Consider the following 22,872-nt stretch of genomic DNA (forward strand, 5'->3'; position numbering starts at 1 on the left):
GCGGCTTCAGCGCACGACCGGCGCGAGCTCGGCGGCCAGGCCCTTGCGGTCGATCTTTCCGTTGGCGGCCAACGGGATGCTGTCGCGGTGGTGGTAGCCCCGGGGACGCATGTACACCGGGAGCTCGGCGGCCAGGCGGGCGAAGTCGGTCTCGTCGACCGAGTCGCCGGTGTACGCGGCGTGCAGGTCGACCTCGCCGTCGGCCGCGGTCAGGGTGATCACGACCACCTCGGCGATCGCCGGGTGGCGGCGCAGCACCGACTCGATCCCGCCGAGCTCGACCCGGTTGCCGCGGATCTTGATCTGGTCGTCCACCCGGCCGAGGTGGACCAGTTCGCCGTTCTCCCGCCGGATCCGGTCGCCGGTGCGGTACCAGTGCTCCGGGGTCAGCGGCCCGGTCCCGTCGTACACCGTGCCGACGTGGCCGTCGAAGGTCAGGAACCGACCCGCGTTCTGACGCGGATCCAGGTAGCCGCCGAAGCGCTGCGGACCGCGCAGGCACAGTTCGCCGTCGTTGCACGGCCGGCCCTCGCCATCGAGCAGGACGTGGTCCATGTGCGGGTAGATGTCGCCGATCGGCATGGACCGGTTGGACGTGACGGGCCAGTCGGCGGGTACTTCGTAGCCGGTGCAGATACAGGTCGTCTCGGTCGGCCCGTAGCAGTTGTTGATCCGCCCGTTCGGCGCGGCCGCCTGCCAGGCTGCGACCTGTTCAACCGTGAGCGCTTCGCCGCCGAACAACGCCCGGCGCAGCCCCGGCATGCTCCCTGGAGGCAGCGCACGCAGCCGGCGGGCGAAGGAGATGATCGACGGCACCGACAGCCAGTGCGTCAGCCGGTTCTCGTTGACGAACCGCACTGGGGTGAACACGTCCTTGGGCTGCGGGACGCACAGCGTGCCACCAGCGCCCCAGGTTTGGAACAACTCGCAGACCGACCCGTCGAAGAACAGCTCGAAGGTCTGCGACGCGCGGGTGTCGGCGGTGAAGCCGAACTGGGCGATGTTGTGCGCCAGCAAGGTCGAGATGTTCGCGTTCGTGATCGGCACGCCTTTCGGCGTCCCAGTCGAGCCGGACGTGTAGATGATGTAAGCGATGTCGCCAGCGCCTGTCGCGGGCAACGGCCCGGTTTCGCCGTGCAGCGCCGCCCGCCAACGGTCGCCGGTCAGGTCGACGATCGGGATTCCCGACCGCAGTGGGTACGCCGGCAACTGCTTGGCCGACGTGTCGTCGACAATCGCCGCGTCCAGACCGGCATCGCTGGTGGTCATCAGGTTCCGGGCGACCGGCGCGCCCGGGTCGAGCGGCACCACGGCCGCGCCGAGCCGCAGGATCGCCAGGTAGCTCACGTAACTGGCCAGACTTCGCGAAGTCAGCAGGCCGACTCGTCGCGGGAGCCGGCCGGAGTCAGCGACGACGCGCACAGCCATCCGATCGACCGCGGCACGCAGCTCGGCATAGCTCAGAGTGAACCCGCTGACCTCGATGGCCGTCGCTGCCGCGTGGCGACCGACCGAGTCGCCGAACCAGTCGTAGAGCCGGCGGGCCGTCACCGCTGCCGTCCATTATGGATGGTCAAGAGCGGCCATCTGTTCAGGCGAAACATTTTCGGGTTCACTGGGGTCTCCCCCCGAGTCGAATCGGCGTCCACGGACACCTTCACCAACCCGGGTGTTCCCCCGGTGTACTCGAGTTGTATCGACGCTGTTGCGCCTGATCAGACGAAGCCCTGGGTCAACGAATGGTCAACGGCACGGTCACGATGTCCACCAACGCGGCGTCAACCGGCCCGTCGGGACGCAATTGATCTGTATGTTCTCGCAACAGATACGCGTGGAACGTCATTTCACCTGCGGCGTCGAAGGTCCGTTGCCGTCCATACAGGCACCACGGGTTGAGCACAACAGTGTTGTCGGACAACGGCGGCTCAAGCGAGATCGGCAACGGCAGGCCGGTCGGGTGCGCGGCCACCGGGTTCGGCCCGATCAGCAGGCTACGGTCCAGCATCACGGTGTCATAGGTGTCATTGAGCAGGACCAGCCGTACGACGACCTTGTCACCGTCGTCGGTGGGAACCTGTTCCAGCGTCAGCTTCACGCGCTCACCCACCTACACGTCGACGAAGTGGTCGTAGTTGACGCCGGCGACGGTCTTCGGCCCGAGGTCGTGGTACCAGCCGGCGGAGGCGGCGTCGGCGGTGTCCACGGTCCCGCCCGGCAGGTTGTCGGTGTTGTCCTGGTTGCGGAACGCGGTCAGGCTGTCGTTCCACTTCAACTCGGTCTCCAACGCCGTCTTGGCCGCGGCCTCGTCCGCGCCCGCGCTCAACGCCTTGGCCTCGCCCGTGCGCGCCTTGACCCTGTCCTCCAGCGGCTTGACGTGGGCGTCGTGCGCGGTCTTGCTGTGCGCGATGTGGTTCTGCTCGTGCGTGTCGATCCGGGCCGCGGCCGCGGCGGTGATGAAATACGTCGCGTTGGCGCCGACCGGCACCCCGAAGTACTTCCGGCTGACCGTCACAGTCCCCGTCCCGGCGCGCACCCACGCACGCGCTGTCCCGGCGTCGCCCGCGGGCCGCGTCTCGATCACCGGAGCGACCGCGGTGAAACTGCCGATGTTGGGAGTCGTACCGCCGTTACCGCCGGCCCAGTTGACCACCCCGGTGCCTGCCTTCCCGGCGTTGACGAAGACGGTCGCGGCCACTTCGGACTGCCACTCACCATCGATGAGGCCTTCGTCGTTCAACGGCATCGGCGACGGGTCCGGCCCGGCCGGCGCGATGGAGATCGGCGTGGGGACGAACAGGTCGGTCCCCGCACTCCCCTGATCCTCCACCGCACGAGCGACACCGCCAGGAAGAACCGCGGTCGCCACGTTCCGTCCCGCCGATGACAGCAACCTGGACACCGCCTGATTGCCGGCGCTGTTCTGCAGAAGCTCGATGGACGCGCCTTGCTCCCGCACCCGCGCGCCAGGCGCTGCCTCCGCCTGCTGGTCAGAGGTGCTGTGCACGTGTCTCACATGGACCACCGCCCTCGACCAACGGTTCAACCCGCTGAACCCGACTGTAAGCCGGTCGCCCCCATCCGGCGCGACGACGTCACCCAAATCTGTCCGAAAGGCGCCGCGGTCTGCCCGAACGCGCAGCCCGCCGTCATTTTAAACTTGGCCCGTTTCTCCCTGGGAAGATGGCGGTAAAGTTTAAAACGTGCAGAAGCTACGTCCGGTCGATCTCGCCCGCGAGCACGGCATCACGCCCCAGGCGGTCCGCAACTACGAACAACAAGGACTCATCCCGCCCGCACAGCGCACCGCGACCGGCTATCGCGTCTACACCGAGGTGCACGCCGCTGCCCTGCGCGCCCATCTGGCCATTGTCCCCGCACACGGCTACGCCGTCGCCCGGGAGATCATGCGCGGGCTCAACACAGGCCATTTGGACGTCGCGTTGACAGCGATCGACCGCAGCCACGCCCAACTCCTTCGCGACCGCGAGACATTGGAAGCGGTCAGCGAAGCCGTCACGCATCTGACCGCGGCGCCGGACACCCCTGCCCAAGGGCGCCGCGTCACCTTCAGCATCGGGAGGCTGGCGGACCGCCTCGGCGTGACCGCCGCGACCCTGCGCAACTGGGAGGACGCCGGAATTGTGGTCCCCCAACGGATGGCGTCCGGACACCGCACCTACGGCGCCGACGACGTCCGCGACGCCGAGCTCGCGCACCTCCTGCGCCGCGGCGGCTACCGGCTTGAGCAGATCTCGACTGTGGTCCAACAGATCCGTACGGCCGGCGGGACGTTGGCGCTGTCGGCGGCGTTGACGGACTGGCAGCAACGGCTGACCGCGCGTGGCGTCGCGATGCTCAACGCCGCCAACCAACTCGCTGGTTACGTAGCGGTCCTCGACATCGCCCACGATCGACAGTCCGCGACCAGCTGATGCGCGTTCATCTACTCCTGCCCGACTTCGCGGCCGGCGTCGAAACTCCGGAGCGCGGCGCCCACGGTCGCGGCGACGGTGATTTCGAAGATCGCGTCCTCGGCGTGTCCGGCGGACTTGAGTTGGTCGATGTCGGCGTCGGTCACGCGGTAGCTGTGGTCGCGCACGGTCGCTGCGTACCTTTGCCAGGGCTCTGGGGCTGAGTCGCCGGTCGCGACGGCCTGGCGTAGTGCGGTATCGGTGGTCGCTGGGGCGTTGAACACCGCGTGCCGCAGGTTGTCCACGAGACCACCGTGATCGGCGCGGTCGCCGTCGGCGATCAGGAACGCGGGGAAGCGGTAGCCGAATCGGTGCAGCGAGCGGGTTCCCGTTTCCAGTTGACCGTCGCGCAGTTCGAAGCCGAACGCGTTGGCCAGTCGGTTGACAACGTTCCACACCAGGTTGACGTGCAACGCCTCCAGGACTGCCCGCCGGGGTAGATCCACGGCCCGCGCTTGGTCGGGCGTGCTGCTGACAGTGTCGAGGAACTCGCGGATGGCCCGTAGTTCCGGCCGGGCCGAAGACGGGTCGTCCGGGTCGACTTCGCCGTGGGCGGCCAGTCTGGTGAGCTCGGTGTGCGTGACGTGGCAGAACGAGCACTGGTGCAACTGCGCGGTGCACATGGCCAGGTACTCGCGTTCGCCCGCGGTCCAGAACGACGGGCCGCGCATGGCGTGGGCGGTGAGATCGAGCAACGGGCGCGCGAAGAAACCTGGACGGTACAGCAGCATCTTGACGATGTCCGGGCTGTCCACGCCGGCCATGCGGGACGTGGCGCCGAGAAAGAGCCTGGCACGCAGGCGGTGACCATGGTCAAGGACGGAAAGTCGCATGTGAACTCCGAGGTCGGGCCGAGGAGCAGCGGGTCGCAGTCGAGAAGATGACGAACGGGCCGGCCGGATCTCGACACCCACACGGATTTCCTATCTGACCAGACCGGCCGGAGTTCCGCTGACAGGTCAGCTCTCAGTGTATTGTTCACGCTGTGCTGACATGTGAGGCGCGGGAGTCCGCGCTGGCCCGCCTCGGCCGGGCGCTGGCCGACCCGACGCGGTGTCGGATCCTGGTCGCCCTGCTCGACGGGGTGAGCTACCCCGGCCGGCTGGCCACCCAACTCGGGTTGAGTCGGTCGAACGTGTCCAACCACCTGTCCTGCCTGCGGGGTTGCGGCCTGGTCGTCGCCACCTACGAAGGCCGCCAGGTCCGCTACGCCCTCGCGGACGCGCACTTGGCGCGCGCGTTGAGTGAACTGGTCCAGGTCGTACTCGCGGTCGACACCGAGGAGCCGTGCATCGAACCCGTCACCGCGGGGTCTCGTTGACGACGTCTGATGGTTGCTGCGCGCCCAAGGCCACGGTCGATCCGCAGCGTCGCGCGGCGTTGTCGCGGCGGGTGCGGCTGCTGGTCGCCGCGACGATCACCTACAACGTCATCGAGGCGATCGTCGCGATCACGGCCGGCACCGTGGCCTCGTCGACCGCGCTGATCGGGTTCGGGCTGGACTCGGTCATCGAGGTGGCGAGTGCCACGGCGGTGGCCTGGCAGTTCTCCGGCAAGGACCCGGAAGCTCGCGAGCGCGTGGCGTTGAAGGTGATCGCGGTGTCGTTCTTCGCCCTCGCGCTCTACGTCACCGTCGAATCGGTGCGCTCGCTGCTGGGCACGGAATCGGCTGAGCACTCCACGGTCGGGATCGTGCTGGCCGCGGTGTCCCTCCTGGTGATGCCGTTCCTGTCCTACGCCCAGCGGCGCGCCGGTCGCGAACTGGGCTCGGCCAGCGCGGTCGCGGACTCCAAGCAGACCCTGCTCTGCACCTACCTGTCCGGCGTCCTGCTGGTCGGCCTGCTGCTCAACAGCTTGTTCGGCTGGTCCTGGGCCGACCCGATCGTCGCCCTGGTCATCGCCGTCGTCGCGGTCAAAGAAGGCCGCGAAGCCTGGCGCGGCGAGCACTGCTGCTGACTCGGCCGGCCGTGGTTGACACAGCACATTGACTCACTCACTATTGACTCAATGAATACTGAGTGGTCTTCGTCAGTGCGGGAGCGGGCCCGACTGCACGCGGCCTTGGGTGAGCCCGCCCGGCTGGCGATAGTGGATCGCCTGATGCTCGGCGACGTCTCCCCCAGCGAGATCGGACGCGACCTGGGCGTGCCCAGCAACCTGCTGGCGCACCACCTCAAGCTGCTCGAACAAGTCGGCATGATCGAGCGCTCCCGCTCGGAGGGCGATCACCGGCGCACATACCTGTGCCTACGACCACAATCCCTGACGGGTCTTGTACCGACGAATCCGCGGTCGGCCCTGCGCGTGGTGTTTGTGTGCACGCACAACTCGGCGCGGTCCCAACTGGCTGCGGCGTTGTGGGCACGCCAGAGCCCGGTGCCCACCGCGTCGGCGGGAACTCAACCGGCTGCCCGTGTGCATCCACGCGCTGTAGCGGTGGCGCGGAGTCGTGGCCTGTCGCTGACTCGTACTTGCAGAGTCGACGAGGTCCTCCACGACGGGGACCTGGTGGTCGCGGTGTGCGACAACGCGCACGAAGAACTCGGGACGAAGGCCAGTGACCGGTTGCACTGGTCGATCCCGGACCCGGCCCGAGTGGACACGGACGACGCGTTCGACCAGGCATTCAGCGACATCGCCGACCGGATCGACCGGCTGGTCCCCGCCGTCCACCCTCCTGGCGAGAGCCATGCCTGACCGCCCGGACCCGACGACCAGGTTTCCGCACGGCAGGCCGACGGTGTTGTTCCTGTGCGTGCACAACGCCGGACGCAGCCAGATGGCGATGGGGTTCGTCCAGCACCTGGCCGGCGACCGAGCGGTGGCCTGGTCCGGCGGATCTGAGCCCGCTGACGAGATCAACCCGGCCGCGGTCGCCGCGATGGCCGAACGCGGTATCGACATCACCGGCGAGTTCCCCAAGCCGTGGACCGACGAGATCGTCCGCGCGGCCGACGTGGTGATCACGATGGGTTGCGGCGACGCCTGCCCGGTGTTCCCCGGCAAGCGTTACCTCGACTGGGAACTGGACGACCCGGCCGGCAAGAGCGTCGACGACGTCCGTCCGGTGCGGGATGAGATCGAACGTCGGGTCCGGGCGCTGCTCGACGAACTGGGCGTCCCGGTCCTGACGTGAGGAGCCGTTGATGGAGCAGCCGTTGCCACGCAAGCTGGTGGCCGAGTATCTCGGCAGCCTGCTGCTGGCCGCGCTGGTGATCGGGTCGGGCATCGCCGCGCAACGGCTCTCGCCCGGTGACACGGGCGTGCAGTTGCTGGAAAACGCGGCGGCCACCGCGGTGGGGTTGTTCGCGATCATCTTGATATTCGGCCCGGTCAGTGGCGCGCATTTCAACCCGGTTGTGTCCTTTGTGGATGCCGCGTTCGGTGGTCTGCCGTGGCGGCACGCGTTCGCGTACATACCGGTACAGGTCGCCGGGTGTGTCAGTGGTGCGGTGCTGGCGAACCTGATGTTCGCCACCGCCACGGTCAGTATCAGCACCACACAGCGGGCCACGGCGGCGCACGGGCTGTCCGAGGTGGTCGCGACGGCGGGGTTGATCCTGGTGATCTTCGCACTGGTCCGCTCCGGGCGGGCGGATCGGGCGCCGGCCGCGGTGGGCGCCTACATCGGTGCGGCCTACTGGTTCACCAGCTCGACCAGCTTCGCCAATCCGGCGATCACCGTCGGGCGCATGTTCAGCGACACGTTCGCCGGTATCGCCCCGTCCTCAGCGCCGTTGTTCCTCGTGGCCCAGGTGGTCGGTGGCGGGCTGGCGGTGTTGCTCGTCCGCGTGCTCTACCCCCATAGTGCGCCGCGCCCCATCGGTCGGTGACCGCGGTGGCCTGGAGCAGCGTGAACACGCCAGCGGTGTCCGCGACATCCGCATCAGGGCGCGGACAACGACACGTCCTGCACGCCACAGCATCCACCGGAGGACGCAGGCGAGGCGTCGAACAGGCCGGTGCCACCGCATACCCCGGTCTCGGGCAGCACCAACTCCACCCGCTCGGCGGCCTCCCGGTCGCCGGCCAACGCGGCGGCGATCGACCGGACCTGCTCGTACCCGGTCAACGCCAGGAACGTCGGTGCCCGCCCGTAGCTCTTCATCCCGGCCAGGAACACGTTCGGCTCCGGATGCGCCAACTCGCGGACCCCATGCGGAGGGACCGTGCCGCACGAGTGGACATTCGGGTCGATCAACGGCGCCAGCCCCACCGGCGCCTGCAACGTCGCGTCCAGCGCCAGCCGGATCTCCGACAGCCACGTGAGGTCCGGCCGGAACCCGGTCAGCACCACCACCTCGTCCACCGCCTCAACCCGTTCGCCGTCGGACGACACCAACGTCAACCGCTCGTCGCGTTCCACGGCGAACGTGCGGAATCCGGGCACCACCGCGATGTGTCCAGCCTCGACCGCGGCTTTCGCCCGCGATCCCAGCGCACCACGCGCCGGAAGCTGATCGGCGTCGCCACCACCGAACACCGCCGCGCCACGACGCAGCAGCCACGTGACACGCGTCGACGGATGCCGCTCCACCAACCCGGCGAACGCGACCAGCGCGGTCAACGCCGAATGACCGGCACCCGCGACCACCACATGCTTTCCCACGTACCGATCGGCCGCGTTCGGGATGCGATAGGTGATCCGATCCCCCGCGGCCTGTTCGCCGATCGCGGGCAGACCGTCGCCGCCCAACGGGTTCGGCGAGCCCCACGTCCCGGACGCGTCGATCACCGCCCGCGCGGTGACCCGCTCCTCGCCGGCCGCGGTGCGAACGTGCACGGTCAGCGGCTCGGCGTCCCGACCGGCGTCCACGACCCGGTCCCGGCCTCGGCGGGCCACCCCGACCACCTCCGCGCCGAACCGCACCCGATCCCCCAACGCCTCGGCGAGCGGACGCAAGTACAGCCGCGCCCACTCGTCGCCAGTCGGGTAGTCCTCTCCGTTCGGAGGCCGCCAGCCAAGTGGTTCCAACAGCCTGCGCGCGGCCGGAGCAACCAGTTTGGACCACGGGGAGAACAACCGGACGTGGTGCCAGCGAGTCACGGCCGCGCCTGCGTGCTCGCCGCGTTCCAGCACCACCACCGGCAACCCGCGCTCCGCGACTTCCGCCGCCGCGGCCAGACCGACCGGCCCGGCACCCACCACGACCACTGGCGACTCGGACATTTCGCACCTCGATTCCATCGATACAGATCGATCAATGGAGCCAAGAGTATCGACCGCGCTCGATGAAGGCAACCATCGATTCCGATCGATACACTGGCGGTATGCCGATCGCGCTGCCCCGAGCCCAGGTCCTGCCAACCAGCGAGGCCACCACCTACGCCGAATGGTTCGCCTGCCTGGCCGAACCCGTCCGCGTCCGGCTCCTGCACGCGGTCGCCACCAGCCCCAAGGGCATCACCGTCGGCGCGCTCACCGAGATCCTCGGCACCAGCCAGTCCACCACCTCACACCACATCCGCAAGCTGGCCGACGTCGGCTTCGTGCGGCTGCGCAAGGAGGGCACCGCCACCATCGTCACGGTCAACGAAGCCTGTTGCTCCGGCCTGCCGCACGCCGCCGACGCCGTCATGGGACTGCTCGCACCGCGCCCCTGCTGCCCGGACAACCTGCCCGCCGACGTCACCGTCCGCGCCCTCGAACCCCACGACTGGCCCGCGGTCCGCCGGATCTACGGCGAAGGCATCGCCACCGGGCTCGCCACCTTCGAAACCACCGTGCCCAGTCGGGCCAGCCTGGACGCCAGGTGGCTCCCCGGGCACCGCTGGGTCGCCGAGATCGGCGGCGAGGTGGTCGGCTGGACCGCCGCCAGCCCGGTGTCCACACGCGACTGCTACGACGGGGTCGCCGAGACCTCCGTCTACGTCGCCGACGGCCACCGCGGCCGAGGAGTCGGCAAAGCCCTGCTGCACAAGCAGGTCACCGCCGCCGACACCGCCGGGCTCTGGACCCTGCAGACGGCCATCTTCACCGAGAACCGGGCCAGCGTCGCCCTGCACCACGCGGCCGGCTACCGCACCGTCGGCATCCGCGAACGCATCGCCCAACTCAACGGCACCTGGCACGACACCATCCTGATCGAGCGCCGCACACCGGTGAACTAGCGGGCAACGCTCAATTGGTATGGACCACGTAGCCAACCTTGAAGTGTGACCGGTCGACGCCATGTCCGGTACCTCCCGAAAGCTCTAATCTTCGCTACCCAAGTAATGCCACGCTTCGCACGATCGGCCACACCCCGGACGCGGAACCACACGCGTCCCGGCGCAGGGGTGGTCCGGCTTTCCCTGCCTTACAAGGAGCATCGGATGAAGCACAAGATCCTGGGTGCGGCGGTCGCGGTCGCGGCCCTCGCCTGGGTGACCGCGTCCGCGGGGCCCGTGCTGGCAACCCAAGGCCAGCAACCCAGCGGCTCGACGGCCGTGGTGACGCTCGCACCCCCGAACATCGACCCGGCCGCGATCCAGAGCCACCTGACCCAGCTCAACACCATCGCCAACAGCAACGGCGGCACCCGCCGCGCCGGCAGCGCCGGCTTCACCCAGTCGGTCGCGTACATCAAGGGCAAGCTCCAGGCGGCCGGCTACCAGGTCGCCGAGCAGCGGTGCACGACCTGCACCTTCGTGTCGAACAACCTGATCGCGGACTGGCCCGGCGGCGACGTCAACCAGACCATCATGTTCGGCGCGCACCTGGACAGCGTGTCGGCCGGTCCCGGCATCAACGACAACGGCTCGGGCTCCGCGACCCTGCTGGAGAACGCCCTGCAGCTCGCCGCGAACCACCCGACGATGACCAAGCACGTCCGGTTCGGCTGGTGGACCGACGAGGAACAGGGCCTCAACGGCTCCGAGTTCTACGTCGGCCAACTGTCCGGCGCCCAGCGGACGGCGATCAAGGCGTACTACAACTTCGACATGGTGGCCTCCCCCAACGGCGGCTACTTCATCAACAACATCAACTCCACGCAGTCGGCGCCGCTGCGTGACTACTGGCAGTCGCTGAACCTTCAGCCTGAGGAGGACGTCGAGGGTGTGGGCCGCTCCGACGACGCCTCCTTCTCGGCGGCGGGCATCCCGTCCTCCGGGTACGCCACGGGTGCGTCGGCCATCAAGTCCAGCGCCCAGCAGCGCAAGTGGGGCGGCACGGCCAATGCCTCCTACGACTCGTGCTACCACAGAAGTTGCGACACGACGAGCAACATCAACGTCACCGCGTTGGACCGCTCGGCGGACGGCGTCGCGATCACCATCTGGAAACTCGCGGTCAGCGACACCCCGCAGAACGACTTCTCGGTGTCGCTGAACCCGACGTCCGGCACGGTCAAGGCCGGCACCACCGGCACGTTCACCGTGAACACGGCGACCACGTCCGGTTCCCGACAGAACATCACGCTGTCCGCGTCGGGCCTGCCCAACGGCGTCAACGTCACGTTCAATCCGCCGACCATCCCGACCGACAGTTCGTCCACGGCGACGGTCACGGTCAGCCCGTCGGCGCCGGCCGGCACGTCAGTGTTCACGGTGACGGGCACGGGCTCCGTCGTGCACTCGGCGAACTTCGCCCTGACCGTCACCACCGACACGCCCGGCCCCGACTTCTCGCTGTCGCTGAACCCGTCCTCGGGTTCGGTCCAGGCCGGCAATTCGGGCACCTTCACGGTGAACACGGCGACCACGTCCGGCTCGCCGCAGAACGTCGCACTGTCGGCGTCCGGCGCACCCAACGGTGTCAGCGTCTCGTTCAACCCGGCGACCGTGCAGTCTGGTTCGTCGGCCACGGCGACGGTCGCGGTCGGCGCGACGGTGGCGGCGGGCACCTACACGCTCACCGTCACGGGCACCGGCTCGGTGACCCGGTCGGCGACGTACACGTTGACCGTGACCGGCGGTAACACCGGCTGCAACGGCACTGCGGAGTGGATCGCCACGACGGCCTACGTGCCGAACGACGTGGTCTCGCACAACGGTCACAAGTGGAAGTCCACCTGGTACTCGACCGGTGCGGAGCCGGGCGCGCCGAGTTCGTGGGCGGTCTGGCAGGACCAGGGCGTCTGCTGATCCGATGTGCCAGGGCGGCTGCCGGTGAACCCGACCGGCAGCCGCCCGCGTTTTCCCACCGAGCGGGCGGCGAAGCGGTCGGGCAGGCTGCCGGGTATGACGGACCGACAACCGACCCCGATGCGGCTGGATCACCTGGCGGACGTGCTGGACCTGGGCAGGCGCGTGTTCGACGTGTCCGCCATGCCCTACACGTCCTGGTCGCTGTCCAGCGTGGCCCTGCATCTGGACGCGCAGCCCGGCGCGTGCTGGGTCGTCGAGCACGACGGCCGGGTGGTCGCGTTCGTCCTGGGTTCGCTGTCCTATGACGAGCGGGAGGACTGGGGCTACGTCGAGTGGATCGCCGTACACCCCGATCACCAGGGCCAGGGCCTGGCGAAGGTCCTGCTGGAACGGTCGTGCGGGGACCTGTTCGCCGCGGGCGCCACCAGGATCGTGACCGACGTGGAGCAGAGCAACTCCGCCTCGGCAGGGCTCATGCGGCGCAACGGGTTCACCGACAGCGTGACAGTGACCCTGTTCATCCGGCACGCACCAGACCCGCATACCGGCCGGGCCGTGCGCACCGCGACAGCGACCAGCGACCCGGCGAAGACCAGGTTGCACCGAGCGGGCCGCACCCGGGTGCAACCGTGACGAATTCCTCGGTCACGGACCGCACCGATCACAGAAGCCGTTGCCCGGCTGGGTGACAGGACACCCGACCGTGCGGTGAATTTTGCACGAATTAGGTCGTGTCAGGGTGACGCTGAACACGCTACGTCCCCGTTCCCCACCGAGGAGGTTGTGCGTGTTCACCAAATCCTGGCAGGCTGCCGGCGTCACGCTGGCGGCCGGCGTGCTCGTGCTCGGTGCCACACCGGCACTGGCGACAACGACCATGAACACCGTTCCGGTCACCGTGACAACGCAGACGCAGTACCGGCTCGGCGAGCCGATCGGCGTCACCTTCGAGTTGCACAACCCGACTGGGCAGGACCACTCCCTGCTGGTCTGGGACACTCCGATGGAGCGCTGGAACGGTGAGGTCGGACGCTACGTGAAGGTCGCGCAGGGCAACCGCGAACTGGCCTACCAGGGCCGCGTGGTCCGGCGGGCCGCAACACCGGACGCCCGGTCGTACCGAACGGTCCACGCCGGTGAGACCGTGCGCGAGACGGTCGACCTGTCCACCGCGTTCGCGTTCACCGAGCCCGGCACCTACACCGTCACTCTCGACTCCCAGGGCCTGGACGCCGCCGCGGCGACGTTCGAGGTGCTGCCGGGCGGCCAGCCACGTCTGACGACCGGCGCCCAGGTCCGCCAGGACGACACGAAAGCGGCCCTGAAGGCGAAGTTCAAGCACATGTCCGACAGCCAGGAACGGGCGGTCCGCAAGGCGATCCCGAAGGCGGACGACTACGTCGACAGGGCCCTCGACGTGCTGCACGACGATCCCAAGTCGAACCGCTACCAGAAGTGGTTCGGCAAGTGGACCGAGAAGAGGTACGACAAGGTCACGTCCGTCTTCCGGCGGATCGACCACGACTCGGACGACATCACCTACGACGGCGACTGCCGCGAAGACGCCCTGGCCTACGTCCGCGCCGACGATCCGGACCACATCTGGCTCTGCCCGGACTACTGGGACATCCCGCTCACCGGTGTCGGCTCCCAGGCCGGCACGCTCGTGCACGAGGAGAGCCACTTCGACGTCAACGGCGGCACGAAGGACTACGCCTACGGCACAGAAGACTGCAAGGACCTGGCCAAGGACGACCCGAACAAGGCCGTCGCGAACGCCGACAGCTACGCGTTCTTCGTCGAGACGTTCGACTGATCCCGCGGACCGTGGCGGACGGACGAGCTCATCTCGTCCGTCCGCACCGCGGCCAGCGCCCGGTCGAGGTCCGCGATCAGGTCCACTTCGGACTCCAGACCGACCGCGTAGCGGACCAGCCCGGCCGGCACCCCGGCCGCGGCCAACTGCTGCTCGGTGAGTTCCTGTTCCCACATCGCGGCGGGACGGACCACAGTGGACCGGAACCCGCCGAGGCTCGACGAGCGCACCGGCAGACCGAGACCGTCGATGAACCGCTCGGCGGCCGGCGCTCCGCCCCGCAGTTCCAGACTCATCAGGCCACCGAAACCGGTCATCTGCCGTACCGCCAGGTCATGCTGCGGATGGCTGGCCAGGCCCGGGTAGTTGACCTGCCGCACCGCGGGATGCTCAGCAAGGAACCGGGCCACGGCCTGTGCGGTGGCGTTCTGCCGTTGTACCCGCATCGCCAGGGTCCGCAGGCCGCGCAACGCGAGCCACGCGTCGAACGGTCCGATCACCGAACCCGCCATGGTGTGGGTCCGCCAGATCCGGTCGATCAGTTCCCGACGGCCCAGCACGATCCCGGCCAACACGTCCGCGTGCCCGGACACGGCTTTGGTCACACTGTGCATGACCAGGTCCACGCCCAACTCGACCAGCCGGTGGTTGACCGGTGTGGCCACTGTGTTGTCCGCGAACGTCAGGATGCCGCGGTCCTGGGCGATGGCGGTGACCGCCTGGATGTCGGTCAGCCGCAGCAGCGGATTGCTCGGCGTCTCCAGCATGACCAGCTTCGTGCGCGGCCCGATGGCGCGCTCGAACGCGGCCACATCGGTCTGGTCGACCAGGGTGACCTCGATGCCGAGCCGCGGCGCCAGATCCTGCAACAGGCTCAACGTGCCGCCGTACATGCTCTGCTGGGCGACGACATGGTCACCGGCACCGACCAGAGCCAGCAGGGTGGTGGTGACCGCGCCCATACCGGACGCGGTGGCCAGACCGGCCTCCGCGCCCTCGGCGGCCGCCATCACCTGTTCCAGCCGCGCCTGCGACGGGTTGCCGAAACGGCGGTAGAACCGGTCGTGCCGGCCGCTGTTCATCGAGGTGAACTCGTCGGCCGACTCGGCCGCGAAGTTCGCCACCTGGTAGATCGGCGGCGCCAACGCCGCCTCGGCCGGATCGGCGTCCGCGTGCGCCAGGAGCGTCGCAAGGTCCATGGAGATATCCACACGTTCAGCATGGCCACCATGGGACTGGTATTCGATATCCACTTCGTGCGGGATTGGATACTAGGCGCCCCAGCGGGACGCGGCGGCGGCGGCCTCCACACCTGTGGTGTACGGCGGGGTCGAGCGTTCCCGGACCAGGCCGGCGGCGAGCGAGTAGGCCGGCGCCTTCTCCGGGCGGCGACGGGCTTGCGCGACGATCTCGTCGCTCAGGGCGGTCGCCATCGCCAGCCGTGGGTAGGCGCGGTGGATCTCCGCTCCCTCGGCGTTGGTGACGAACTCGCGGTGGTCGCCGAAGCCGAAGTCGACGCCGATCCCGAGGTGAGTGAGTTCGGTAAGCAGGGCGCGGCGGTGGGCGATGCCGCCGGAGGAATGCAGTGCGATGGCCTCCCACACCGCGTCGACGTCCGCGGCCGCCATGCCGGCCTCGGTGAGGAATTCCGCCGCGACGTCGGCGCCGTCGACCTCGAAGCGTTGATGGCGGTCCCCTCGCTCGGTCAACCCGACGTCGTGCAGCACACAGGCGTGGAACAACAGGTCTGGCGCCAGGTCACGGCCCAGGTCGACACCGCGGTGCCGGGCCAGCAGCCGCGCGAACAGCCAGCTGCGGACGCTGTGGTTGGCGATGGCGGCACTTTCCGTGCTCGTGACGAGGTCGATGGTGGCCTGGACCAATGGCGAGTCGGGAAACACCAGCACATCGCCTGACGTGCCGTTCGGGAGTTCAGTCGGGTTCACCGGGCCAAGCCTGGTGGACGCGGCCAGGACGCGACAATGGCTGGATTGACACCTTCCCTTAGGATTCCGCCACATGCGGGTTCACCGGGTCGTCGTGCTGGTCCTGACCGCCGTGCAGCCGCTGGAACTCGGTCTGCCCAGCCAGCTGTTCGACCCTCGCACGGGCCTGCCGTACCAGGTCGACCTGTGCGCGTGGCGGCCAGGCCTGGTCGCCACCACCGCCGGATTCGAGGTCAAGGTACGGCACGGCCTGGACGCGCTCGACACGGCCGACACGGTGGTCGTGCCAGGCTTCGCCCCGCACGACCGCGCCCTCCCCCGTGACGTCACCGACGCGCTGGCGCACGCGCACGATCGTGGTACCCGCATGCTGTCCATCTGCACCGGCGCGTTCGCTCTCGCCGCCGCCGGCGTGCTCGACGGCCGCCGGGCGACCACCCACTGGCGGTACGCCGACGACCTGGCCGCCGCCTACCCCGCCGTCCAGGTCGACCGGGACGTGCTCTACGTCGACGAGAAGGACGTCCTCACCTCCGCCGGGATCGCCTCCGGCATCGACCTTTGTCTGCACGTGGTCCGCCGCGACCACGGCGTCGGGGCGGCGAACCAGCTCGCGCGGATAGTCGTCGCCGCGCCCCACCGTGACGGCGGCCAAGCCCAGTACATCGAACGCCCCGTCCTGCCCGGCCGCGGCACCAGATTCGCCGACACCCTCACCTGGGCCCGCGGCAACCTGCACGAGCGGCTGACCGTCGGCCAGCTGGCCCGGCACGCCGGCATGTCCGAACGCACCCTGGCCCGCCGATTCACCGCCGAGCTCGGCACCACGCCGTTGCGCTGGCTGATCGCCGCCCGCATCGACCTGGCCTGTCAGATCCTGGAGAACACCGACTGCGGCGTGGAGGAACTCGCCCACTGTACCGGTCTGGGCACCGCCGACAATCTGCGGACCCATTTCCGTCGCCTGGTCGGAACCACCCCGGCGACCTATCGACGCACTTTCGGCAACCCCGGCTGATCAATTTCGAAATCGGCTGATTCAGTGGGTGCGACGAGTGTGGTATAGGCCCTTCGGGCTAACAACTCGTCCTTTCGGCAGGAGTTGATTGGCTTTGACAGTGGTTGCTAGACTCCGGCGTCCCGACCGTCGAGCGCGACCACATTGGCCGCCCGACCATTTCCCACCAGTCGAGTACGGGAATGTTTTCGACTTTCTTGCTCACATCACGGGGAATACGTGTGCCCTGGAGGTGGATCTTGTCCGACCCCTACCGCCTGGCCGGCGACTTCGATCCGGCCGTGCCCATCGACGCCGCCGGCACACCACCCAAGCGCTGGTACGTCGACCCCGCCGCGCACGACCACGAGGTCAGCCGGGTCTTCACCCAGAACTGGCTGCCGGTGTGCCGCGCCGCGCAAGTGGCCGAACCGGGCGACTACGTCGCCGGCACCCTGGTCGGTAACCCTTACGTCGTCGTCCGCGGCACGGACGGGCAACTGCGTGCCTTCCACAACGTGTGCAGCCACCATGCGGCCGAGGTCGCCGTCGGCGCGGGGCGGTGCGAGCAACTGCGGTGCGGCTATCACGGGTGGACCTACCGGCTCGACGGCGTGCTGAGCCGGGTCCCCGGGGCGGGGCGGCTGGCCGGGTTCGACCCCGTTCGGCTCGGCCTGAAAGCGATCCCGGTGGCGAGCTGGGGGCCGTTGGTGTTCCTTCGGCTGGCCGGCCCGTCGGGCGCGCGCGACCTGTCCGACGACACCCACCCGTTGGGCGACTACCTGGAACCGTCCTACCTCGCGGGGCTTACCTGGGTAACTCGGCGGGAGTACGTGATCAGGTGCAACTGGAAGGTCTTCGTCGAGAACTCGCTCGACGGCGGCTACCACGTCCCGTACGTCCATCCACGCCTGTCCGACGGGCTGGCCATCGCGGAGTACACCACGCACGTGCTGCCCCGGACGGCGGTGCAGATCTGCGCGACCAACGGCGACGACGTCCGACTGGGCAAAGAGGTCGCGTACGGCTGGCTGTACCCGAACCTGTTCGTCAACCGGTACGGCGCGATGGTCGACACCAACATCGTGCTGCCGCTGACGCACGACACGTGTGTGGTCGTCTTCGACTGGTTCCACGATCCACTGGTCGCCGGCGCCGACATCGACGCCGCCATCGCCGAGAGCGACGACGTGCAGCAACAGGACGTCCGGGTGTGTGAGTCCGTGCAGCGCGGGATGGGGTCCATCGGATACGACCGGGGCCGGTACTCCCCCGTGTTCGAGACGGCGGTGCACGCCTTCCACAAGGTGCTGTGGGAGGAGCTCAGATGATCCGACCAATGTGGCACATCAGCCTCGGCTACTGTGCCCTGGTCTGGGGCGCGACGTTCTACATCGTCAAGGCGGCCATCGCCGACGTCGACCCGGTCACGATGGTGGCCTACCGGTTCCTACTGGCCGCGCTTCTGTTACTGCCCGTAGTGTTGTTGCCGCGTATCAGGTCGTCGCTGTGGGACGCGCGCGCATTTCGCAGCGGCGCCATTCTGGGCGCATTCCTGGGGACGTCATATCTCACCCAGACATTAGGTCTGAAATACACGTCCGCGGCGAACTCCGGATTCATCACCGGGTTGTTCGTCATTTTCGTGCCGCTGTTTCTGATGATCTTCCTGCGCCGACCGCTGGCCGCGGCGCAGTGGGCCGCGTGTGGCGTGGCGGTGGCCGGGCTGTGGCTGCTGACCAGCGGCGGCGTCGGCGTCAACATCGGCGACGCCCTCACAGTGCTCACCGCGATGGCGTACGCGGCCCAGGTCCTCGCCGCCGACCGCTTCGCCCGCACCGACGGCGCCTCTCCCCTGGTCCTCGCGTTCCACCAGTTCTGGATCATCGGCGTGGGGTCACTCGCGCTGAGCCTGCTGCTGGGGCGGCCACTGGACGTCGGCACCAACCAGGCGCTGTGGGCGATCCTGCTGCTGACCCTGCTGCCCACGCTGTCCGCGTTCGTCATCCAGATCTTCGCGCAGCGGCACGTGTCGGCCATGACCACGACCATGATCTTCATGCTGGAACCCGTCTTCGCCGCGCTGTTCGCGTGGACCGCCGGGGGTGAACGGTTCTCGGCGTTGCCGGCGGCCGGCGGCGCCCTGATCGTTGCGGCCATGGTGTGGACGGAACGGGCGAGACCGAAAGCGAATCCACCGTCCGAAGTGGACATCGCGGCCGAGGCTCTCGCCGAGGAGCGGTGAACGGCCTACTCAGTCGCGGGGTCCATAATGGTCAGTTCGGTCATGTACTGGTCTCGTTTGGACAGCAGCGGATAGCCCGGCCTGGGCAGTTCGAAGCCGTACAGCAGATCCCGCAACAGATCGCGCTCGCCGCCGGTCACCGGGACCTGTTTGGCGCGCAGATAACCGAGGATCGCGTAGGCGAGTTCCTCCCACTCGCCGGCGAACACGAACCTGCGGTACTGCTCGACCTCGTCGGCCGGCAGGTGCGTGGCGAAGCTGTCCGCCAGCGCTTCCGCCGTCCTGCGCATGTCGCTCGTCATCATCGCCTCCGTTAGTGCTGTGACCGGGTCACAGCACTAGTTCCCGTCCGGTCCGGCAGAGTAGTCCGCGCCGTTCTGCACCGCCGTGTTGTCGTACTCGGCGTCCGCCTGCTGCTCCCGCTCGTGGGCCTCGGCCTCGCGTTCCTGGGCCTCCGCCTGTTCGCGGTCGGCTTCCTCCTGCTCCGCGTCGGCGACCTGTTCGGCCTCCTGATCGCCGGCCTGCTCGGCCTGTTGTCGTTCCTGTTCCGCCTGTTGCTCGCGCTCGTCGGCTTCGCGGCCCTGTTCCTCGGCCTGCCGGCGCTCGTCCTCGGCGGCCTGCTTCTCCTCCTCGGCGTGCCGCTCCTGCTCCGCGGCCTCCTGGTCGCGGCGCTCCTGTTCGGTGCTGGGCGGTATCCGGTTGCCGTCCTCGTCGTTGTGCTGAACCCCCTGGCCGCCCACCGGATACGAGGTCTTGATGTTGCCGTCCTGGTCGGTGACGACTTCCATCCGCACCCCGTCGCGCTCGCCCCGGCACACGTAGTACACGTTGCCGTCCGGGTCGGTGCGTTCCTCCACGCTGGTGGGGTTCCGCGCCACGTCCAGGGTGTTCTCGATGGTCCGCCGGTCGTCCCAGTTGGCCGGGAACACCGACTTGTCCGGCACCTTGGACTCGTTGCCGTGGGTGCGCAGGATGTGGTCGGCGTAGCCGCGGTCCACCTCGACCTGCGACGGGTGGTCGCTCTCCACGTTGTCCCACGCGCCGGTGGTCGGCAGCGGCAGGTCGACCAGGTGGTCGATGGGGTCCGGTCCGGCCTTCGTCGGCCCGCGCTCGATGGGCGCGTCCTGAACCGCGAGCGTGGTGTCGTCGCCGGACTGCCGGACCTGGTCGCGGGCGCGGTCGAGCAGATCGGTGGCCTGCGCCTGTAGTTGGGGTGAACCGTTCGCCTGCTGCCACATGCCGGCCGCCTCGGCGGCCTGGCCCTGGCCCCACTCGACGACGTCGGCATGCCGGGCCAGTGCCACGCCGGACGAGCGCAGCGCGTCACCGGCGCCGGTCCAGCGCGGAAGTTCGTTCTGCCGCGCGGTGGTGGCGGCCTGCGCGGCCGGCCCGTCCCACGGACCGGTGTCCAGGCTCGCCAACCCCTGCCCGGTGCTCTCCACGGCGTCGCCCATCCGCTGCCAGTGCGCCGCCGCGGCCCGTAACGCGTCCGGGTTGCCGGGGATCAGCTCCCGGGGGTCGAGTGTGTCGACGAGATCAGCCATGCTGATCGCCTCGCATGATCGCCGCGAACCGCTCGGCGCCGGCCTGTTCCGTTTCCCCGTAGCGCACGGCGGATTCGATGAAGTTCCGGCCCGTTTGCTCGCCCCTGGCCACGAAGTCCGCCATGCTGTCCCGGCAGCGCGCGGTGAACCCGGCGATCGCCTGCGCGAGCCCGGTATGCCCGACGTCCGTGGCCGCAACCGACACCGCATCCGGGTCATGCGCCCGCAACGCGTCGGACAACTCATGCGCCTGCTGTCCCGCCGCATGCAATGCCGCCAGATCCACCGTGAATCCGTACATACGCACGCTCCCCAGGTTGAAAACCTGCTCTTCTGACGCGCACCTGGCCCGATCCGCTCCCCGCCAGCGAGCGTGACCGGCGTCACATCGCAGCGGAGACGGAGCTGGCGGCGTGGGTGTGGAACTCCTGGCGTACACGGAGGATCCCGGCGCCGGCCCGGCTTGGATGCACCCGGTTGGTCAGCAGTACGTAGTAGCGAGCCCGGTCGGGTTCGATCCACAGGCTCGTGCCCGTGAAGCCGGTGTGGCCGTAGGAGACCGGGGACAGGCTTTCGCCGACCGGCGATCCAGGGCGGTCCAGACCTTGCCACGCCAGTGTTCGGCGCAGGTCGAGTCCGTCGGTGTGGCAGGTGATCATGTCCGCGAAGGTCTTCGGTTTCAACAGTTCCGCGCCGCCGCCCACGAGGACCCGGCCGAGGGCTTCGAGATCGGCGAGCGTGCCGAACAGGCCCGCGTGCCCGCAGATTCCGCCGAGCACCGCAGCGTTCTCGTCGTGCACCTGGCCGCGTACGACCCGGCCCCGCCACGGGCAGTCCTCGGTCGCGACCGCTCGGTCCGGGTCCACCGGACCGTAGACCGTGCTTGACATTCCGGCGGGACGGGTGACCAGGTCGGTGACGACGCCGTCCAGTGACGCGGCTCCGGCGGCTTCGGCGATCAGGCCGAGCGCGATGAACCCTTGCGACGAGTACTCCACCCGCGTTCCCGGCGCCGCGCGCAACGGGCCGGTGCGGATCGCGTCGAGCAACCCGGCCCGGTTCGGGTGACGGCGGAACAGCGGGGTCCCACCGGGCAGGCCGGACGTGTGGGTCAGCAGCTGCCGGACGGTGATGTCGGCCTTGTCGCCGCCCGCGTACTCCGGGAGGAGCCGTGCGATCGGGTCGTCGAGATCGAGCAGGCCGCGTTCCGACAATGCCAGCACCGCGAGCCCGACGATCGGTTTCGTCACCGACGCGAGGTCGAACAACGCGTCCTCGGCCAGCGGCGGGCCGTCCCAGGAGCGGGTACCGAGCAGTCCCCGCGCGATCGGTCCCGCCTCGGTGCCGACGGACCACGCCGCGGCGGAGTAGACCCGGTCCGCCCGGCCTCGCTCCAGCTCAGTCCACATCGGACACCAAGAGCATCGCCGGACCGCTGCTCAGCGCGCCGGACACCCGCGCCGCCGCCTCGGCCACCAGTGGTCCGAGCACGGCCACACTGTCCAGAGTCAGCGTGAACGTCAAGCCGGACACCGAGATCGCGCCAGCCACCTGGCCGAGCCGGTCCACCACCGGGGCGGCCACACACCGGACGTGCGGCTCGTTCTGCTCGTCGTCGACGACGTACCCCACCTTGTCCATTTTGGACAGTTCACGGCGGATCCTGGCCGGATCAGTGAGAGTCCGCTGAGTCCGCGCGGGGAGCGGCCCGGCGAGGACCACGTCGATCTCGGCCTCCGACAGCCGGGACAGGATCGCCCGGCCGACCGCCGTGCAGTAGAGCGGCACCTCGCCGCCCACGCGCGAGTTCATCCGGTACGACTGCTCAGGCTCGACCTTCTCGACGTAGACGGCCTGGTCTCCGTGCCGCACCGCGTAGTGCACCGTGTGCCCGGTCCGGCGGCGCAGCTCGCGCAGCACCGGCCGGGTGAACTGGGTGGCCTCACTGCTGGCGAGCACCGCGGCGGACAGGCCCAGCAGCCGCGGCCCCACGTGGTACTGGCCGCCGGTGCCGACCGCGAATCCGGCCGCCGCCATCGTCTGCAGCATCCGGTGGGCCGTGGGTTTCGGCAGGTCACACCGCTTGGCGAGGTCGGCGAGCCGATGCGGGCCACCCGGCAGCGCGAGGGCGGCGAGCAGCTCCAGCGCCTTGCCGACGGCGCCCCGCGCGTCGCTGCTGTGCCCTTGTTTCGACCCGGCCGGGTCGTTGACAGCCCGTTCCATGGCGCCTAGCTTAGCCTCACTCCATTCCATATGACGGAACGCTCTGTCATTGGATGAAAC

At 69.0% G+C, this 22,872-nt stretch carries 24 protein-coding genes and 1 pseudogene; 13 read left to right on the forward strand and 12 right to left on the reverse strand.

The window, feature by feature from the left end; all coding sequences use genetic code 11:
- Positions 1-6: 6 nt before the first annotated feature.
- The 3 genes from EV192_RS35955 to EV192_RS35965 form a co-directional block, all read right to left on the reverse strand.
- Positions 7-1,551 carry an AMP-binding protein gene (locus EV192_RS35955; RefSeq protein ID WP_132123087.1) on the reverse strand — a complete coding sequence of 515 codons (1,545 nt, stop codon included), beginning with the start codon at positions 1,549-1,551 and terminating at the stop codon, positions 7-9.
- Positions 1,552-1,732: 181 nt separating this feature from the next.
- Positions 1,733-2,095, reverse strand: a complete 363-nt coding sequence (locus tag EV192_RS35960; RefSeq protein WP_132123088.1) for a hypothetical protein — start codon at positions 2,093-2,095, stop codon at positions 1,733-1,735.
- A gap of 12 nt (positions 2,096-2,107) precedes the next feature.
- Positions 2,108-3,004, reverse strand: coding sequence for a hypothetical protein (locus EV192_RS35965; RefSeq protein WP_132123089.1), 897 nt, complete (start codon positions 3,002-3,004; stop codon positions 2,108-2,110).
- A 196-nt stretch (positions 3,005-3,200) separates the two neighbouring features.
- Between EV192_RS35965 and EV192_RS35970 the strand changes: the two genes are divergently transcribed.
- Complete coding sequence (locus EV192_RS35970; protein ID WP_132123090.1) at positions 3,201-3,932, forward strand: TioE family transcriptional regulator; 732 nt, start codon at positions 3,201-3,203, stop codon at positions 3,930-3,932.
- 11 nt (positions 3,933-3,943) lie between these two features.
- Here EV192_RS35970 and EV192_RS55055 read toward each other — a convergent pair whose 3' ends face one another.
- A complete protein-coding gene (locus EV192_RS55055; RefSeq protein WP_132123091.1) occupies positions 3,944-4,804 on the reverse strand; it encodes a carboxymuconolactone decarboxylase family protein in 861 nt (286 codons plus the stop codon).
- 152 nt (positions 4,805-4,956) lie between these two features.
- On the opposite strand from EV192_RS55055, the gene cmtR reads away from it, so the two are divergent.
- From cmtR to EV192_RS36000, 5 genes and pseudogenes are all read left to right on the forward strand, one after another.
- Positions 4,957-5,292: a Cd(II)/Pb(II)-sensing metalloregulatory transcriptional regulator CmtR gene (gene cmtR, locus EV192_RS35980; RefSeq protein WP_132123092.1), complete on the forward strand. Its 336-nt coding sequence runs from the start codon at positions 4,957-4,959 to the stop codon at positions 5,290-5,292.
- Entirely contained in the window at positions 5,289-5,927 is a 639-nt protein-coding gene (locus tag EV192_RS35985; RefSeq protein WP_132123093.1) for a cation efflux transmembrane domain-containing protein, read from the forward strand. The genes cmtR and EV192_RS35985 overlap by 4 nt, the downstream gene beginning before the upstream one ends.
- Positions 5,928-5,978: 51 nt before the next feature.
- Positions 5,979-6,668 (forward strand): arsenate reductase/protein-tyrosine-phosphatase family protein, encoded by a 690-nt coding sequence (locus EV192_RS35990; RefSeq protein WP_132123094.1) that lies wholly within the window; start codon positions 5,979-5,981, stop codon positions 6,666-6,668.
- Positions 6,661-7,107, forward strand: a complete 447-nt coding sequence (locus EV192_RS35995; protein WP_207926431.1) for an arsenate reductase ArsC — start codon at positions 6,661-6,663, stop codon at positions 7,105-7,107. Before EV192_RS35990 ends, EV192_RS35995 begins: the two co-directional genes overlap by 8 nt.
- Positions 7,108-7,117: 10 nt before the next feature.
- Positions 7,118-7,600: pseudogene (locus tag EV192_RS36000) on the forward strand (aquaporin); the annotation flags it as partial.
- Positions 7,601-7,857: 257 nt separating this feature from the next.
- On the opposite strand, the gene EV192_RS36005 reads toward EV192_RS36000, so the two are convergent.
- Positions 7,858-9,159 (reverse strand): FAD-dependent oxidoreductase, encoded by a 1,302-nt coding sequence (locus EV192_RS36005; protein WP_132123096.1) that lies wholly within the window; start codon positions 9,157-9,159, stop codon positions 7,858-7,860.
- A gap of 83 nt (positions 9,160-9,242) precedes the next feature.
- Here EV192_RS36005 and EV192_RS36010 point away from each other — a divergent pair, with 83 nt between their 5' ends.
- The 4 genes from EV192_RS36010 (at position 9,243) to EV192_RS36025 (ending at position 13,857) form a co-directional block, all read left to right on the forward strand.
- Positions 9,243-10,082 (forward strand): helix-turn-helix domain-containing GNAT family N-acetyltransferase, encoded by an 840-nt coding sequence (locus EV192_RS36010; protein WP_243727298.1) that lies wholly within the window; start codon positions 9,243-9,245, stop codon positions 10,080-10,082.
- A gap of 204 nt (positions 10,083-10,286) precedes the next feature.
- Entirely contained in the window at positions 10,287-12,038 is a 1,752-nt protein-coding gene (locus EV192_RS36015; protein ID WP_132123098.1) for a M28 family peptidase, read from the forward strand.
- Positions 12,039-12,134: 96 nt separating this feature from the next.
- Positions 12,135-12,674, forward strand: coding sequence for a GNAT family N-acetyltransferase (locus EV192_RS36020; protein ID WP_132123099.1), 540 nt, complete (start codon positions 12,135-12,137; stop codon positions 12,672-12,674).
- A gap of 154 nt (positions 12,675-12,828) precedes the next feature.
- A complete protein-coding gene (locus EV192_RS36025; protein WP_132123100.1) occupies positions 12,829-13,857 on the forward strand; it encodes a M35 family metallo-endopeptidase in 1,029 nt (342 codons plus the stop codon).
- On the opposite strand, the gene EV192_RS36030 is transcribed toward EV192_RS36025, so the two are convergent.
- Together EV192_RS36030 and EV192_RS36035 are read right to left on the reverse strand one after the other, a co-directional pair.
- Entirely contained in the window at positions 13,827-15,056 is a 1,230-nt protein-coding gene (locus EV192_RS36030) for a trans-sulfuration enzyme family protein (RefSeq protein ID WP_132123101.1), read from the reverse strand. The genes EV192_RS36025 and EV192_RS36030 overlap by 31 nt on opposite strands.
- Positions 15,057-15,128: 72 nt before the next feature.
- Entirely contained in the window at positions 15,129-15,803 is a 675-nt protein-coding gene (locus EV192_RS36035; RefSeq protein ID WP_243727299.1) for an HD domain-containing protein, read from the reverse strand.
- Between the two features lie 73 nt (positions 15,804-15,876).
- On the opposite strand from EV192_RS36035, the gene EV192_RS36040 reads away from it, so the two are divergent.
- The 3 genes from EV192_RS36040 to EV192_RS36050 all read left to right on the forward strand — a co-directional run bounded on the left by EV192_RS36040 (position 15,877) and on the right by EV192_RS36050 (position 19,045).
- Positions 15,877-16,821 (forward strand): GlxA family transcriptional regulator, encoded by a 945-nt coding sequence (locus EV192_RS36040; RefSeq protein WP_132123103.1) that lies wholly within the window; start codon positions 15,877-15,879, stop codon positions 16,819-16,821.
- Between the two features lie 239 nt (positions 16,822-17,060).
- A complete protein-coding gene (locus tag EV192_RS36045) occupies positions 17,061-18,131 on the forward strand; it encodes an aromatic ring-hydroxylating oxygenase subunit alpha (protein ID WP_165960809.1) in 1,071 nt (356 codons plus the stop codon).
- Complete coding sequence (locus tag EV192_RS36050) at positions 18,128-19,045, forward strand: DMT family transporter (RefSeq protein WP_132123105.1); 918 nt, start codon at positions 18,128-18,130, stop codon at positions 19,043-19,045. Before EV192_RS36045 ends, EV192_RS36050 begins: the two co-directional genes overlap by 4 nt.
- A gap of 5 nt (positions 19,046-19,050) precedes the next feature.
- Here the strand turns inward: EV192_RS36050 and EV192_RS36055 are convergent, their stop codons facing one another.
- From EV192_RS36055 to EV192_RS36070, 5 genes are all read right to left on the reverse strand, one after another.
- Positions 19,051-19,347, reverse strand: a complete 297-nt coding sequence (locus EV192_RS36055; protein ID WP_132123106.1) for a hypothetical protein — start codon at positions 19,345-19,347, stop codon at positions 19,051-19,053.
- A 36-nt stretch (positions 19,348-19,383) separates the two neighbouring features.
- Positions 19,384-20,589, reverse strand: coding sequence for a putative T7SS-secreted protein (locus EV192_RS36060; protein ID WP_165960810.1), 1,206 nt, complete (start codon positions 20,587-20,589; stop codon positions 19,384-19,386).
- Complete coding sequence (locus EV192_RS54295; RefSeq protein ID WP_165960811.1) at positions 20,582-20,890, reverse strand: hypothetical protein; 309 nt, start codon at positions 20,888-20,890, stop codon at positions 20,582-20,584. Before EV192_RS54295 ends, EV192_RS36060 begins: the two co-directional genes overlap by 8 nt.
- An 82-nt stretch (positions 20,891-20,972) precedes the next feature.
- Positions 20,973-21,998, reverse strand: a complete 1,026-nt coding sequence (locus tag EV192_RS36065) for a serine hydrolase domain-containing protein (protein WP_132123108.1) — start codon at positions 21,996-21,998, stop codon at positions 20,973-20,975.
- Positions 21,988-22,812, reverse strand: a complete 825-nt coding sequence (locus tag EV192_RS36070) for an IclR family transcriptional regulator (protein ID WP_132123109.1) — start codon at positions 22,810-22,812, stop codon at positions 21,988-21,990. The genes EV192_RS36065 and EV192_RS36070 overlap by 11 nt, the downstream gene beginning before the upstream one ends.
- Positions 22,813-22,872: the final 60 nt, after the last annotated feature.

This window comes from Actinocrispum wychmicini (assembly GCF_004345645.1).
Classification (GTDB): domain Bacteria; phylum Actinomycetota; class Actinomycetes; order Mycobacteriales; family Pseudonocardiaceae; genus Kibdelosporangium; species Kibdelosporangium wychmicini.

Excerpts from the sequence above, each read along its gene's own strand:
- EV192_RS55055 (WP_132123091.1), bottom strand. The coding sequence starts at position 4,804 with ATGCGACTTTCCGTCCTTGACCATGGTCACCGCCTGCGTGCCAGGCTC.
- EV192_RS35990 (WP_132123094.1), top strand. The coding sequence starts at position 5,979 with ATGAATACTGAGTGGTCTTCGTCAGTGCGGGAGCGGGCCCGACTGCAC.
- EV192_RS35995 (WP_207926431.1), top strand. The coding sequence starts at position 6,661 with ATGCCTGACCGCCCGGACCCGACGACCAGGTTTCCGCACGGCAGGCCG.
- EV192_RS36005 (WP_132123096.1), bottom strand. The coding sequence starts at position 9,159 with ATGGAATCGAGGTGCGAAATGTCCGAGTCGCCAGTGGTCGTGGTGGGT.
- EV192_RS36010 (WP_243727298.1), top strand. The coding sequence starts at position 9,243 with ATGCCGATCGCGCTGCCCCGAGCCCAGGTCCTGCCAACCAGCGAGGCC.
- EV192_RS36015 (WP_132123098.1), top strand. The coding sequence starts at position 10,287 with ATGAAGCACAAGATCCTGGGTGCGGCGGTCGCGGTCGCGGCCCTCGCC.
- EV192_RS36020 (WP_132123099.1), top strand. The coding sequence starts at position 12,135 with ATGACGGACCGACAACCGACCCCGATGCGGCTGGATCACCTGGCGGAC.
- EV192_RS36030 (WP_132123101.1), bottom strand. The coding sequence starts at position 15,056 with ATGGACCTTGCGACGCTCCTGGCGCACGCGGACGCCGATCCGGCCGAG.
- EV192_RS36040 (WP_132123103.1), top strand. The coding sequence starts at position 15,877 with ATGCGGGTTCACCGGGTCGTCGTGCTGGTCCTGACCGCCGTGCAGCCG.
- EV192_RS36050 (WP_132123105.1), top strand. The coding sequence starts at position 18,128 with ATGATCCGACCAATGTGGCACATCAGCCTCGGCTACTGTGCCCTGGTC.
- EV192_RS36055 (WP_132123106.1), bottom strand. The coding sequence starts at position 19,347 with ATGACGAGCGACATGCGCAGGACGGCGGAAGCGCTGGCGGACAGCTTC.
- EV192_RS36060 (WP_165960810.1), bottom strand. The coding sequence starts at position 20,589 with ATGGCTGATCTCGTCGACACACTCGACCCCCGGGAGCTGATCCCCGGC.
- EV192_RS54295 (WP_165960811.1), bottom strand. The coding sequence starts at position 20,890 with ATGTACGGATTCACGGTGGATCTGGCGGCATTGCATGCGGCGGGACAG.
- EV192_RS36065 (WP_132123108.1), bottom strand. The coding sequence starts at position 21,998 with ATGTGGACTGAGCTGGAGCGAGGCCGGGCGGACCGGGTCTACTCCGCC.
- EV192_RS36070 (WP_132123109.1), bottom strand. The coding sequence starts at position 22,812 with ATGGAACGGGCTGTCAACGACCCGGCCGGGTCGAAACAAGGGCACAGC.